Here is a 13701-nt window from a genome sequence, read left to right as displayed (position 1 = left end):
ACAGATGTACGGACGTGCAAAACTCGATCTGCTGCAGGCGCGATTGATCGGCGCATCGTAGGATCTGCACGTCAGCAAAAGTGCGTCAGAGCCAAATCGCGACGCAAATGAACACGCCGTCGAGGCTGGAGAGGCCACCCTTCAGCCCGAGCTTCGGCGTCAACTCGGTGGCGCTTTCGACCGTGAACGACCTGCGGTCTCAGTGCCAAGGCTGATACGGAACTGACCCTCATTAAAGCCGTCGATGGTCGCCACGTCATGTCTGACCGCTTACGGTCAGCCTACTGTGAATGTCCCGGCGATCGCTAGTGCGAGAGCCTCACCAAGAGTTCCTGCTTCTTCTTGATGGCATCGGGAATGCTACCGTGTTGGAGCGAAGCGTTGCAGTCGTCTAAAGCTCTTCGATCGTCGTCATCTCGCACCACCCATGTCGCGTTCAAAAGAACGCGAAAATAGAGCCGATATCCCGCTTGCGCGGCGACCTTTGACAGAATGGTGCTGCATGTTGTGATTACCGGCAAGGTGTAGGCAGCAGAACGACAAACTATTCTTAAAGTTGAAGCAAATATTTGGTTTACATCTCGGCATGCGGACTTTGCTTTACAAAGAGAACCGTAAACTCACATCTTGTTCGCGGGAATCCCAAGCAAGCTTAAGGGTGCCGCTCGGCCCTCGACTGGCGACATGAAAAATACCGCGGCCACATACGCCGGTCAGCACTGCAGTTTCGCCTGATCGAAGGTACCCATTGCAGTACACCTGCGCAGGAGCGGCTCAAGCAGCTTCAATTCTCTGCTCTTGATGGGATTAGAACCTTCGTCACCGCCTGCGAGTGACTAATCCTTTGAATCGGCAGTCCTCTGCTAAACCAATGCCGCTAGACAATCCAGCATGTAAGTAAGCATCAAGTAATGACCCCAGACACTGCAGCGAAAACAATTGCTTGTTGTGCCTATCGGCATCGTGACCCCCATGCCGATTCACGCGCTGAAGATGAAACACGCCCAGGATCGTGGATCGAGATGAAGCGCTGCGGTCCTGTCGCAAACCGGGCACCAAGCGCAAACGACGGTCCCGGATATTCGTTCGTAGACAGTTAACTCGTGAAAACAACTGTGCAAAGCAACAAATTTTACAGGATTTCTTAAGCCGGTCTTTTCGGACGCCTGTTTAGCTGACGCAGCATTAAGAACGGGTATAATCCGATATGATTCTAAAACAGCGACATCCCTCCGCCACCATTTTCAAAGCCCTGCGGAGGGCTACGCTCGGCGCGCTATGCGCCGTGGTCGGTTCCGTTGGTCTTTTACTTATATTAAACCTATTGATGCCGGATCGACCATTTTTGGCCGGATTTGTCGGTGCAGCGCTTATTTCCGCATTAGTGGCCTTTCCGCTGCTTTTTGCCTTGCAGCTCAACAACGCCGTCGTCCGCAAGATGCAGGAAAACGTCACCCAGGCGGCGCGCTACGACAGCGTGACGAAGACGCTGAACGGCACCGCCTTTGCCGCGGCCGTCGAGCACTTTATCGATCGGCGCAAGCATGCCACCACCGATGCCGGCGGCATCATCATCGCCGTCATCGTCGATACGCTCGACGACATCGGCCGCCGCTACGGGCCGCAATGGGCCGACACCGTGATGCAATCGCTTGCCTCGATCATCCAGTCCTCGGTTCGTCGTGACGATCTCGTGGCGCGGCTTGCGACCAACGAACTCGACATCTTCCTGCCTGGCGCCACGGTCGAGGACGTCCGCGACATCGGCACCCGCATCCGCACGCGCGTCTCCGAGGCCACCTTCAGCGCCGAAGGCGCGCCGCTTTCCGTCGCCATCCGCCTCGGCGGCATCTCCTTCGACGGCCCGGCCGACTTCAACCAACTCCGCCAGCTCGCCGACCAAATGGCCTTCGAGCGCGGCGACGAGAGCGACGACATCCCGATCAGCGCGCTGCCGGCCGCATGAGGCTGGCGACCCCACCGCCGCGGCAGCGGCGGCCTAGGCCCAAACGGCGAGACCCGTCCTTGATGCGGCGTCAAAGCCAGCTGGGATCTCGGTTGAACGCCGCGTCAGGCAAAGGCCCGCACTTTCTGGCAATTCGATCCACCAAACCCACGTGTCATCGACAGTCGCCCATGGTTCCGGACCGAATGTCTGGGTCATAGGTTCGGGCTGGTTCAAGAATAAGCCACGTTGTGATCGAGCTTGCTGCTTTTCCCAGCCGTATCCGTTTGCCCCACTTGGGAAGGCCCTTTCGTCCAAAAATATGATGCCGCTCTGGTGATATGCAGGGCCGGAAGGCGGCCAACAAACCTCTCTGCTTGGAGGTTAGGTTCGCCCTTTCGATGTCTTCGCCAGCATCTCGCTCAGCGTTGCCGCCGAAAGCATGGCTTCGGCCAAAAGCTTCTTGAGCTTCTGGTTTTCTTCCTCCAGTGCTCTCACCCTTTTTGTATCGAGACCGGCATTTCCGAACTGCAGCGATTGCCACCGATAGAAGGTCGGCTCGCTGATGCCGTGCTTGTGGCAAACATCTGCCACCTTCACCCCGGCTTGGTGCTCCTTCAGAATGCCCGTAATCTGGTCGTCGTCGAATTTTCTCTTGCCCATCACCGCTTCAGTCCTCACGAAATGCTCTGTTGAAGCTGTCGAGGAGTGGTCTGATAGCATAGAACGCCACGCTGCTTTCGCCCGTTTCGATCAGTGTCTGTGCGGGCATGCCCGCGACCAGTTCGACATCACTCATTTTCGCCAACCGCTCGTCCGTTACGCGGATTGTTGCGGCAAAGTAGGGCTGACCGTTCTGCGCATCGGTGAGACGGTCCGCTGATACATACTCGACCCGACCTTTCAGGAGCGGAACGCGCCGCTGATTGTATGGAAGGAGGTGAACCTGTGCCTCGAGCCCCGCACGGACGAGATTGATGTCTTCCGGTCTGACGTGGACAGATACGATAAGGCGATCGGCGCGCGGCAGAAGATCGACGAGCGGTTCGCCTGCGCCAATCACCCCACCGGCTGTGTGGATGCGCAGGTTCATGATGGTTCCATCTTCGGGAGCACGGATATCGGTCCTTGAAAGCTGGTCGTCGATCGCCCGCAAGCGCTCGCGCAGTTGCATGATCTGGCTTTCCGTGTCGCGCATGCCTTGTGCGACTTCGCTCAAGCGGTCGCTCTCAAGCTTTGCGAGGTCGGCCTGTGACTCGCTGATCACCTGGTAGGCGCGAGAGATCTGCGCCTCTACTTGACCATGCTGACCAGCAAGGTCTGCTTTTTCCCGCTGAAGGTTGAGAAGTGTGCTCTTTCTTTCCAATCCTTTGGCGTTGAGGGCCGTAACCTGATCCAGCTCTTCCTGCGAGATTGCGGCTCTGTCGGCCAGTGCTGCCTTCTGCGCGCCCAGTCCGGCGATTTCCTGTTGCACCTGCGCGATTTTTTCATTGGTGATCCCAACTTCCGCCTGCATGACCCGGCGACGGGCTTCGAAGATTTTCTGTTGCCCAGTCAGGATAGCGCTGACCGAAGGATATCTGTCCATTGCCGTCCTGAGGTCCGGCGGATAGGCGACATGGTCGGCGCCCGTCTGCTCGGCAAGCAGGCGGGCGCGGCTTCCTTCGGCGTCCCAAAGTTGCGCTTGAATGCTGTCGCGCTCCGAGCGAGACTTCGTATCGTCGAGTTCTATCACGATCTGTCCGGCCGTGACCGCATCGCCGTTTTTGACGAGTATCCGTCGCACAATTCCGCCTTCCAGATGCTGGATGGTCTTGCGGCTGGACTCCGGTTCGATGACGCCCGATGCAACCGCAGCGCTTTTCAGCGGCGCGAAAACCGACCAGATTCCCAATCCGACTATAAAGACAGAGATCAACAGGTTACCCGTCCAAATAACGCCTCTGAGCCCCGGCATGGGCGAAGGAGGGGCGGGTCCGCGCGGTTTCGACTCAGTCACCCGCGAATAGGCCGCCTGTTGCTTGGTTGTCGCTGTCGATGGTTGAGCGAACCGCTGGCCCGTTCTTGACGAATTTGAAGATCTCGCCAGCGTTGCGTCCAGTTGAACAAGGGTCATGGCAGCGTCCCTCCCTACGTTCCTGTTCGCGATGGCGGTTGAAGATAGGTTTCATAAATCCGCTCGCTGTCGCCGAAGGCAGCCACCGTCCCGTTCCGCATAATGGCAATCTTGTTGGTGACTGGCAGGATCCCCATCCGGTGAGTTATGATGACGATGGTCATCCGCCTGGATTTCATGCGCTCGATTGCCTTGAACAGCATGCGTTCGCCGTCATAATCCAGGCTCGAGTTCGGATCGTCGAGAACGACAAGAGACGGATTTCCATAGGCCGCCCGTGCCAGCCCCAGCTGTTGGCGCTGAGCTCGAAGGAGTAGGTTTCCACCTTCACCGATATCGGTCTCGTAGCCCTGCGGCAGCCGCATGATCGCTTCGTGCAATCCGACCAGCTTCGCGGCGTCGATCGCTTTGCCGGGATCCCCGCCGTCCAGCCGGCCTATCACATCCTTGATTGCGCCGCCGAAGAGTTCGATGTCCTGCGGCAGGTATCCGACGTGGCGGGTCCCCCCGCAAAGGCGCAGTGCTGAGATATCTACCCCGCCAAGAAGAGCACATCCGCTCGTTGCTTGCACAACGCCTGCCATGACGCGACCTAGTGTCGATTTTCCGGATCCCGACGGGCCGATGAGCGCTACGCAGTCGCCTGGCGCGAGGCGCAATGTGATACCCTTCAATATCTGCGTGTTGGCGAATGGCTGAATATAGCTGACGTTGTCGAGAACGAGACCATCGGGTTCCGGCTGCGGCACCGTTCGGGCATCGTGTTCCGATGCAACGGCGATCAGCATTCTGTTCAAGCGATTGAAGGCGTTCCGCGCAAACGTAAAGGAGCGCCATGCACCTATCGCGCCCTCGACTGGTGCGAGCCCGCGCCCGAGCAGCAGGCTTGCAACGAAGATGATTCCGGGACTGCTGTTGCTCGCGAGCACTAGCCATGTAGCGGATCCCATCATGAGGATCTGCGCGAGTGTGCGGATCGATTTGGAGAAACCAAGAATGATCTCCGTCCGGTGCATCGCGATGTCCTGCGCCCTCCTTGCCATTTCCGCATCGCGATAGACGACCAGCGCTGCGCCATACTGCATGCCCATTGCCCGGATCACCTCGATATTTTTGAGGGCGCTCGCAAATCGCAGATAGCTCCTCGAAAGGGCAAGATTGGCGCGGGTAAGTGGCTCTTGTGTCGCCAGTTCCGTCAGGAATGCAAACAGCAGAAGTGCAACTGCGCTCAAAAGACCGATGGTCCCAAGCAGCGGATGAACAAGAAAGAGCAGGAGCAGGAATACCGGCGCCCAGGGAACGTCGAAAAAAAGCGAGCTGGCCGGTGAATCGAGGAACTGGCGTAAGGTGGCCAGGTCCCTGTAGCACTCCGTGGCGGCTCCTGCATCGGCGCGAGCGGCATATTCGAATGATGCGGTAAGCACCATGGGGCGTAGCCTGTGATCCAGCCAGCTGCCGATGCGCGAAAGAGCCGCCCTGCGCACGATATCCAGCGTGGACCCGACCACCACGGCGATGGCGATGATTATCGTCAGCATCAGGAGCGTGTCAGCGCTTCGGCTCGACAGGACCCTGTCATAGATCTGCAGGAGATAGACGGAAGGCGCTAGAAGAAAGAGATTGTAGCCGCAGCTATAGAGGAAAACCAACCCGAAAGCTCCGGCACAAGCCCGGAGCGCAACAACGAGCTGTGTCTGTGGGCGCGATGGCTTTATAGAAAGCGTTGTCATTATCAGATCTCGCTGCACTTGATACTGATAAGAAGAGGCTGCTGGCTCGTTCCGCACCCTATGAGGAGGGTCGCCAGCCGAAACCGGCGACCCTCAGCGCCTGAGTTCATGAGCCAAGATGGCTGAGGTCGATATGGCCGCCGAAGTCATTTGTGAAATGATCGAGAGCATTGTTCACCGTCGTCGTTTCGGGATCCGTGTGAATCAATGCTGACGAGATATCACCACCCCGAGCTATGTTCCCGTTGCCGCCGTTGCCGCCGACACCTGCGAGGATGGTGGCATGCTGATCAGCCAAAAGCTGCGTATATTGTGTCGCGGTCGTATCCGCACCCACCGCAGCCGTGTCGCCGCCGCTCGTGTTTCCTTGACTGCCGTCGGAGTGAGCATCTCCCCCCGCGCCGCCGGCGCCGGTGTTCGTGACCGCCGCAAGGAAGCCATTCTGGGCCTGAGCAAAGCCACCGCTTCCGCCACCGGCACTCCAATCTGCCGCCTGCCCAACATGATCGCCGTTGTGCAGATCGGTAGACGCTCCTTCGACCGATTGCACATTAGCGACATATGCAACCGGGTTGTAGTCAATGTTCCCATGGTTATAGCCGCCAGCGCCGTTGCCGGCACTCGCGTCGCCTGCGTGTGGGTCGTTGAGTTGAATCGTGTCAGACAACTGTGGAATAGGCATCGATATCCCTCCTTCTACTTCGTTTCGTCGGTGTTCCTTCTACGGCGTGGGTATCCAGCATCTCACCGCCAGCAAATACAACCGCGGGTGAATATTACTCGCGGTTAAATCTGCGAGCTATCTAGATATTCGGCGACGATCCTTCGGGCGTATACTTGGAGTCGACAAAACGTTATTTTGGCTTGGTGCCGAGTGATTTGGCGCTGGGTGGCATGGCCAGGATCATGTCTGCGATCTGGTCGAAGAGACGCCGCTTTTTGAAGCAACGGCCGCCCGAGTGAACCGGCTATTTTCCGGGGTTCTGATCAGGCTGGGCCTGGCGAAGGAGATCCTGTTCGCGGCTGGAAAATCATTATGTTCCGTCGCGAGAAAAGGAGGGGCACGATGTCGGACCTCCAATCCAACGGCGGATTTAGTGCCGTCAAACGCGCGCTGCGGCCATGACAGCCAAATGGCTACATTACTAGCCGACGGGATGTAGACGAATTGCAGGCTCTGCTTTTCTTACGTTCAGATGCACAATGTCCGAAAAATTCAGGCTGCATACGCTGCACGCTCGGTGAGACGTGCGGTTGACCGCGGAATGGAGACGGTAATGACGGAAATTCGGCCCTTATCGGAAGACTTGCCCAAAACGGGCACCGATCAAAACCTCGCCTCCAATTTGGCCGCGGGGCATCTGGCATTGGTGCCGACTTGGCTTCCATTGGATGTCGCTTCTGGTCCGGGCTATAATTCAGCCGGCAGCGGTGGTGACGGGATAAGCGAAGGCGTGATCGACAGCAACGCATTGGCCGTCTTCGTGCCGTCGAACGCCGCTATTGCGGGACCTCATTCGGGTGCCGACGCCTTCCAGGGCAACGACGCGCTCATCAATCAGCATCCCACCGAAATGGCTGGGATCGGCGGGAATGGCGGAAGCGGCAATGTTGCCATCGGTGGCGGCGGTGAGGGCAATCACGCCGGCACAGGGGGCAATGGCCTCTTCTACGGTGGGCTCGTAAGCTCCGATGTCGCGGTGTTTGCCCCCGTGAATAGTGCTGTGGCGGTAGGCCCTGGCGCGGTGGCTCATTCTGACCAATCGAACAATGCAGTGTTCCTGCAGGGCGCAACCCAGATTGGCGGCATCGGCGGGTCGGGCGGAGACCATAACGTCGTGAGCCATGACCCGTCGATGAGCCCAGGAACTGCACTTACATTTACTGGCGACAATTATGCAGGCCATGGCGGAGATGGAGTTTTCGTCGGCAGTATGGTCGACGTGAATGTGGCCATCTTCTCACCGATCAACATCGCCGTGGGCGCCGCAGGCGGCTCGGCGGAGGCTCATCAGACAAACAATGCAATTTTCGATCAGGGCAGCATGCAGATCGCAGGCATCGGCGGCAACGGCGGTGGCTTCAACATGTCATCAGAGACGATTTTTACCGGCAATCATGAGGGTGGCGGCGGCGGGATTGGAGCGTCAACCGGCAGCATAGTAGACGTCAATCTCGCCTATTTCCATCCCATCAACATTGCCGTTCCCGCCGGTGGGACGGCGGACGCCCAGCAGATCGATCATGTTCTTTATGATCAGCATGCGCTTCAGTTGGCCGGCATCGGGGGCCACGGCGGAGGCGGCAACCTCACGGACGCCCATTCGGCTCTCGTAGACGACATTCTGAGCTTCATGCACACCTAGCCGACAGCCTCCCCACTTGCATTGCGGAGGCTCAACTGCACGAAACCGTTCTTCGTGCCATTTTCCAAACCATATGTTGGATCGTTTCCTTCGCCCGGCTTTCGTCTCCTGGGCCGATGTGGCGCGGACGACTCGCTACCAGAGATACCGAAGATTCCACCATGACCTTCTCCACGTTGTGATAGATTTCGAGCGCCATAGGCCGTTACGTCTGCTTGGCATCTGTTGGTGCCTGCACAGTATTGCCTGAGTAAAGCTGATGACAGTCGATGCCAATGCGTCGTTATATACGATTTTTCAGTAACTATAACGGGAAATCAGCGATATTGTGTTTTTTTGCTTTTTTGTACTGGTTGTTTTGCTATCCGGATCTGCAAATGCCTTGAATTGAGATATGGAATTAAAGCCGCGTTGATCGGCAGCTCGTTATATCCAACGGCTCTTTCCTGAATGGATCTGTAACAGATCGGTTACCTTTTCAGCGTCTTTGAAAGCTTTGTTGACCCGATTCTTGCAGATGAATCAGGCGAAAGATCGAAAGCCTGCCGCGACAAGTCTATTCCGCAGGTCCTCATAAATAAGCCTTCTAACGTGCTATTAACGTGCCCTGCCGGCTTAGATTATCTCTCGTTTGTATCTTATAGTCCGCAAGAATTATCATGAGAGATCTGACTATTGATTGTGAGAATACACCCGGACTTTTTTGTCATGACATGAAGCGAGAACGAGAATAATATGAGTTACTGTTGGGTTGCAAATATTCGGGGGAACACGCAGGTGTCCAACAGTGCTAAATCTAAGCGCCATATGGGGCGCAATGCACCAACTGTTATTGTTATTCAACATTCTACGCTGGCGCGAACGACCGTGGTGAAGCTTCTTGAGGGTGAACTCGCCGGTTGGAATTTTATCGATATGATCTCAACTGAGAGTCTCGACAAAGCTCTTGGGGTTGAGGTGCGTTTGATTGCACTAGATCTGGCCGGCAGAGATGTTGAGAGTACCAGCCTGCGTGATGATCTCGCAGCAATTACTGCACGTTTTCCTGATGCTCCTATCACGTTGCTCTCAGGTACGGATGACGTCAACATAGCCCGTCAGGCGCTCAAGATAGGCATCCGCGGCTTTTTCTCGACTTCACTTCCCATTGACATTGCCCTTGCCGGTCTTCGTCTCGTTCTGGCAGGAGGAACATTCTGCCCGCAGCTATTGGGAGCTGTTACAAACGGCTCAAACGAGCATATTCCGGCCAGAAATGAGGCCGAAAAAAGCTTGGATGATAAGACGCAGTACCTGGCGATTGCCGATTTCACTCCCCGCGAGACGGATGTCCTCGCAGAGTTGCAATGCGGCTGCTCAAATAAGGTAATTGCAGGAAAACTCAATTTGTCGGGGCATACTGTGAAGATGCATTTGCAACACATAATGCGTAAGTTGCAGGCGCAGAACCGCACTGAAGTGGTTGCCCGCTTGGTTCAAAGAGCCGCCGGCGCGCATGACGCCTCGCCGAGTTAGGCGGTCTGGCCAGAACCGGAGAGCTGTCGCGACGTTTTAGTTGGGTTTCGGAGCACGGTTTGACCCCACCATAGGCGCCGAAGATTGCTCCCTGTCTCGTACCGTTGCCAATTGACGAGGATTGCACGCCCGTGCTGTCCTCTTGTCGAGGCCGAAGGCTGGGCTCTTCAAAGAGCAGGCTATCGTCGTGCGAAAGGAATACGGCTTCGTAGATGAGCTATTGAAGGTCTCGACGTGCAAGGCCCAGCGGCTATCGAGCCAAGGCAACCAGCTATCCAACGAACGGGGACGCGTTCGGAACACATCTGGTCGCTGGCCGATGGCAGACAGCACGTTATTCTGCTGGACGGCACGTCGCCGGACCACCCGCAACGGCGTATCCTTACTAACCGGCATCATGGCAATGCCGCGTAGCGACAGAGCCGGATCGGCGATGGTGATCGCAGTGAAAAGCTTCATCAAATGATCCTCCGGAGCGCGCCGAGGAGAACGAGCCAGCAGTTCGGGTTCTGCGAGCTTCTCACGGGCCACGCGGTGAACCGCTCGTCGCAGTCGCTCGACCGATCACTCATGACCGCGACGATTGAGGATGCGCGCGGCATTGTCTCAACTATGCTGGGGCGGAGTTGCCGTACCGTCGGCAAGTCTGCGCTGTCGAGGTTTCGACCGGATCGCGCGGTGAGCGGAGAGGTACACCTTGCTTCTCGAGGTCTTCGATGACATCGAGCAAATGGCTAACCGATTGGGCCGGGTGATCCAGGCGAACAATGACGAGCACATCGCCAGCGCTAAGATCCATTAGCAATTTCGTCAGCACTGGTCGTGCGCGGGACGCACCGGATCCGTGCTCCCGATGAATGCGATGGCAGCCTGCGGCGCGCAACTCATCGACCTGGATGCCGTTCAGCTGATCGTCGGTCGAAACCCGGGCGTATCCGATCAGTCTTTGCTGCCGGGGGGCTGACGGTTGCAACTTTCGGCATCAGATTTCGGCTCGATTTAGCGAGGTTTGTACGAACCATGAATGCGTGAGAAAAGGAAGGTTTGCTTACGCATCTCGCATCTGTACAAGGGCCTCTCAAAAACAGGTTGGAAAATCAAGACTTTCGACCGCCGCTGCCACAATTACGCCTGCGTTTCGCGGATTGTCGGTGGCACGCATCCCCCGTCGACGCGGGGGCGCAATCCGGTGCGTTCTTCGGGAAATATGGTTTGTGACATGAAGACTATAAGATTGGTCCTTTTGCCTGCTCTGGCTGTGCTGATGACAAGCGTCGCCGTGCATGCTCAGGAGTGGAGGTATTTGCCGGATTATGGCGACGACCCGGACAGTGGCTATGCTACTCAGCGTTATTGGCGGGAGGCGCCGCCGCGCTATCGCGATGATCGGCGTTTCGACGATGGCTATTATCATCAGGGTGACCCCTATGGCTATTATGACGACGAAGACGGCGATTTCCCGTCCCGCCGGCGTCCACAGCGGCAGGCTTCGATCGATTCGGGCGCGATCTCTCCGCAATTCAATCCCGGCGTCAAAGATGATAGACGTGCCAGCCTGGCGCGGTCGCCGATCCCGCGTACGGTTGTGCCCCTCTCGGGCTACGAACCTGGCACGATCGTGATCTCCACCAAGGAGAAGCGCCTCTATCTCGTGCTCAACGACGGAACTGCCCTCAAATATGGCATCGGTGTCGGCAAGCAGGGCTTCGCCTGGAAGGGCACGCAGACGATCAGCCGCAAGGCGGAGTGGCCGGATTGGACGCCGCCCAGGGAAATGATCGCTCGCCGACCGGAATTACCCGACCATGTGGACGGCGGCCTCAATAATCCCCTCGGCGCCAGAGCGCTCTATCTCGGCTCCACCCTCTACCGCATCCATGGCACCAATGAGCCCAACTCGATCGGCAAGGCCGTATCTTCTGGCTGCATCCGCATGGCGAATCCGGATGTGATGGATCTCTATGGCAGGGTCGGCGTGGGAACAAAAGTCGTCGTGCTCTGATTGCACTCCAGTACTGCAGGGACCTGCCAAGATCTGATTACATGCCGCTTTTCTCTTTGAATGGGTGAGGACACGAGCTGTTCCAATCCTGGCCTCAGTCAGACCGCACGCACGGATCCCTTGGGGAACACCCGCCCTTGCGGCGTTCCCGCCATCAAAGTCCGCTGACGTGCTTCCACGCTCGCGCCAGATCGTTGCCCATCCAGCAACTGAGGAAGAGCGACAAGCGTATTCGCCATCCCTCTCTCCGTTTGGGCGATGATGGTCCTCTGGCGCAAGACTACGTTCCGACCTGGATCGGCTTTCCGGCAAAGAGTTGTTCGATGCTCGGCTTCCTGCAAAACGTCATTGAGCTGATACCGATCAGCGGCGATCTGGCGGATAAAGATCCTCACAGGACCAATCGTCCGGCTCCGACGCGCTGTCACGCTTCAGGAGACTGGAGATAGCAAATTCCCGATCGTAAACTCTGCCGCTTGCGCCGACTTCCCAAAAATCGCCTGCCCTCGTATGGAGCAGGTCATCACTTGGTGCCGAACTCGCGGCGATGAAAGATCAGTTCTCTCGCTCGAAGTTCGGCCAAGGTTCGGCCGAGATCCGATACGAGCATGGCCGTCGTCCTTTGCCGCTGAGTATGGCTGAGTTTTTTCTTGCGCTGTCGATTGGATGGTCGCTAAGTCATGTTGACTCAGCTGTGAGCTTTGCGGCCGACAAGCGACCTTGGCCCAATCGAATTTCAGAATCGTAGGCAATTCAATGACCCGACAACTTTCTCTTCCGCGCGATCGGATTTCCGTACTTCTGTTGGAAGGCATCAGTCAGAGCGCCGTGGACTACTTTTCGTCATCCGGCTACGTCAATCTCACTCATTTACCGAAGGCTCTGGATGACAAGGATCTCAAGAGTCATATAGCCGACGCACATATTATCGGAATTCGTTCACGCACGAATCTGACGGAGGAAATTTTCAGTTCCGCCAAAAAGCTCATTGCCGTCGGTTGTTTTTCTGTGGGGACAAATCAGGTCGATCTGGATGCGGCCCGCCGACGCGGGATCCCCGTATTCAACGCTCCTTATTCGAATACGCGCTCGGTCGCAGAGCTCGTGATCGGTGAGATCATAATGCTGACCAGGCGGATTTTCCCGCGCTCGGCTTCGGCTCATGAAGGCGGATGGGACAAATCCGCCGAAGGTAGCCGCGAGATGCGCGGGAAAACGCTGGGCATCGTGGGCTACGGCAACATCGGTTCGCAGCTGAGCGTTCTTGCGGAAAGCATGGGCATGAACGTTCGCTATTTTGACCCTTCAGACAAGCTTCGCCACGGCAATTCGGAATCGATGGCAACGCTCGGCGAGCTTCTCGAAATCTCAGATTATGTGACGATGCATGTTCCGGAAACCAGTTCGACGCAAAACATGATAACTGAGGCCGAACTGCGCAGGATGAAAAAGGGAGCCATTTTCATCAATAATTCCCGCGGGACTGTGGTCGATCTTGAAGCGCTTGCGAAGGTTTTGAAAGAAGGACATCTCGCGGGCGCGGCTGTGGACGTGTTCCCGAAGGAGCCGGCGTCCAACAAGGAGCGTTTCGAAACGCCGCTGCAAGGCTTGGATAATGTCATCCTCACCCCGCATATTGGCGGGTCGACCGAAGAAGCCCAGGAACGCATTGGAAGGGAAGTCTCCAGGAAGCTTGTCGAGTATTCCGACGTCGGCTCGACGCTGGGCGCGGTCAACTTCCCCCAGGTTCAACTGCCGCCACGTCCAAACGGCACCCGTTTCATCCATGTTCATGAAAATCGCCCCGGCATTCTAAACAATCTGAATGCGATTTTCTCCTCCCGTGGACTAAATATCGTCGGTGAGTTTCTGCAGACCTACGGTGAAATGGGTTATGTGGTCATTGAAGCCGAGGGCGTTGGCCAGACAGCGGATGACATACTTGACGCGCTTCGCCAGATTCCGGGGACGATACGAACTCGATTGCTTTACTGACGCCGGTGGGAAATTGGCATTCTCCAGGTGTT

At 56.8% G+C, this 13701-nt stretch carries 10 protein-coding genes and 1 pseudogene; 5 read left to right on the top strand and 6 right to left on the bottom strand.

From position 1 onward, the window contains the following. Positions 1-1345: 1345 nt before the first annotated feature. Positions 1346-1966: a GGDEF domain-containing protein gene (locus GA0061102_RS25860; protein WP_245298139.1), complete on the top strand. Its 621-nt coding sequence runs from the start codon at positions 1346-1348 to the stop codon at positions 1964-1966. Between the two features lie 363 nt (positions 1967-2329). On the opposite strand, the gene GA0061102_RS25855 is transcribed toward GA0061102_RS25860, so the two are convergent. The 4 genes from GA0061102_RS25855 to GA0061102_RS25840 all read right to left on the bottom strand — a co-directional run bounded on the left by GA0061102_RS25855 (position 2330) and on the right by GA0061102_RS25840 (position 6473). Beyond that, positions 2330-2608, bottom strand: a complete 279-nt coding sequence (locus tag GA0061102_RS25855) for a transposase (protein WP_159432210.1) — start codon at positions 2606-2608, stop codon at positions 2330-2332. Positions 2609-2615: 7 nt separating this feature from the next. After that, on the bottom strand, positions 2616-4061 hold the full coding sequence (locus GA0061102_RS25850) for an HlyD family type I secretion periplasmic adaptor subunit (RefSeq protein ID WP_092854511.1): 1446 nt from the start codon (positions 4059-4061) through the stop codon (positions 2616-2618). A gap of 14 nt (positions 4062-4075) precedes the next feature. Further along, positions 4076-5791, bottom strand: coding sequence for a type I secretion system permease/ATPase (locus GA0061102_RS25845; RefSeq protein ID WP_092854509.1), 1716 nt, complete (start codon positions 5789-5791; stop codon positions 4076-4078). A 106-nt stretch (positions 5792-5897) separates the two neighbouring features. Continuing rightward, entirely contained in the window at positions 5898-6473 is a 576-nt protein-coding gene (locus tag GA0061102_RS25840; protein ID WP_092854507.1) for a PE-PGRS family protein, read from the bottom strand. 595 nt (positions 6474-7068) lie between these two features. Between GA0061102_RS25840 and GA0061102_RS25835 the strand changes: the two genes are divergently transcribed. Both GA0061102_RS25835 and GA0061102_RS25825 read left to right on the top strand, forming a co-directional pair. Further along, a complete protein-coding gene (locus GA0061102_RS25835) occupies positions 7069-8157 on the top strand; it encodes a hypothetical protein (RefSeq protein WP_092854505.1) in 1089 nt (362 codons plus the stop codon). A gap of 735 nt (positions 8158-8892) precedes the next feature. Next, a complete protein-coding gene (locus tag GA0061102_RS25825) occupies positions 8893-9672 on the top strand; it encodes a response regulator transcription factor (RefSeq protein ID WP_092854503.1) in 780 nt (259 codons plus the stop codon). Between the two features lie 414 nt (positions 9673-10086). Here GA0061102_RS25825 and GA0061102_RS33675 read toward each other — a convergent pair. Beyond that, positions 10087-10645, bottom strand: a pseudogene (locus tag GA0061102_RS33675) (recombinase family protein); the annotation flags it as partial. A 291-nt stretch (positions 10646-10936) separates the two neighbouring features. Between GA0061102_RS33675 and GA0061102_RS25815 the strand changes: the two are divergent. Beyond that, positions 10937-11674: a L,D-transpeptidase gene (locus GA0061102_RS25815; RefSeq protein WP_342588045.1), complete on the top strand. Its 738-nt coding sequence runs from the start codon at positions 10937-10939 to the stop codon at positions 11672-11674. A 98-nt stretch (positions 11675-11772) separates the two neighbouring features. Here GA0061102_RS25815 and GA0061102_RS33025 read toward each other — a convergent pair whose 3' ends face one another. Next, complete coding sequence (locus GA0061102_RS33025; RefSeq protein WP_159432209.1) at positions 11773-11913, bottom strand: hypothetical protein; 141 nt, start codon at positions 11911-11913, stop codon at positions 11773-11775. 517 nt (positions 11914-12430) lie between these two features. On the opposite strand from GA0061102_RS33025, the gene serA reads away from it, so the two are divergent. Continuing rightward, positions 12431-13669, top strand: coding sequence for a phosphoglycerate dehydrogenase (gene serA / locus GA0061102_RS25805; RefSeq protein WP_092854499.1), 1239 nt, complete (start codon positions 12431-12433; stop codon positions 13667-13669). Positions 13670-13701: the final 32 nt, after the last annotated feature.

The sequence above is a fragment of the Martinezella miluonensis genome (assembly GCF_900094545.1).
Classification (GTDB): Bacteria; Pseudomonadota; Alphaproteobacteria; order Rhizobiales; family Rhizobiaceae; genus Rhizobium; species Rhizobium miluonense.
Note: the sequence above shows the minus strand (reverse complement) of the source record. Positions and strands in the feature narration are given on the sequence as shown.

Bases quoted from the DNA above. Each gene is read 5' to 3' on its own strand.
- GA0061102_RS25825 (WP_092854503.1), top strand. From the start codon at position 8,893: ATGAGTTACTGTTGGGTTGCAAATATTCGGGGGAACACGCAGGTGTCC.
- GA0061102_RS25850 (WP_092854511.1), bottom strand. From the start codon at position 4,061: ATGACCCTTGTTCAACTGGACGCAACGCTGGCGAGATCTTCAAATTCG.
- GA0061102_RS25835 (WP_092854505.1), top strand. From the start codon at position 7,069: ATGACGGAAATTCGGCCCTTATCGGAAGACTTGCCCAAAACGGGCACC.
- GA0061102_RS25855 (WP_159432210.1), bottom strand. From the start codon at position 2,608: ATGGGCAAGAGAAAATTCGACGACGACCAGATTACGGGCATTCTGAAG.
- GA0061102_RS25815 (WP_342588045.1), top strand. From the start codon at position 10,937: ATGACAAGCGTCGCCGTGCATGCTCAGGAGTGGAGGTATTTGCCGGAT.
- GA0061102_RS25840 (WP_092854507.1), bottom strand. From the start codon at position 6,473: ATGCCTATTCCACAGTTGTCTGACACGATTCAACTCAACGACCCACAC.
- GA0061102_RS25845 (WP_092854509.1), bottom strand. From the start codon at position 5,791: ATGACAACGCTTTCTATAAAGCCATCGCGCCCACAGACACAGCTCGTT.
- GA0061102_RS33025 (WP_159432209.1), bottom strand. From the start codon at position 11,913: ATGGCGAATACGCTTGTCGCTCTTCCTCAGTTGCTGGATGGGCAACGA.
- serA (WP_092854499.1), top strand. From the start codon at position 12,431: ATGACCCGACAACTTTCTCTTCCGCGCGATCGGATTTCCGTACTTCTG.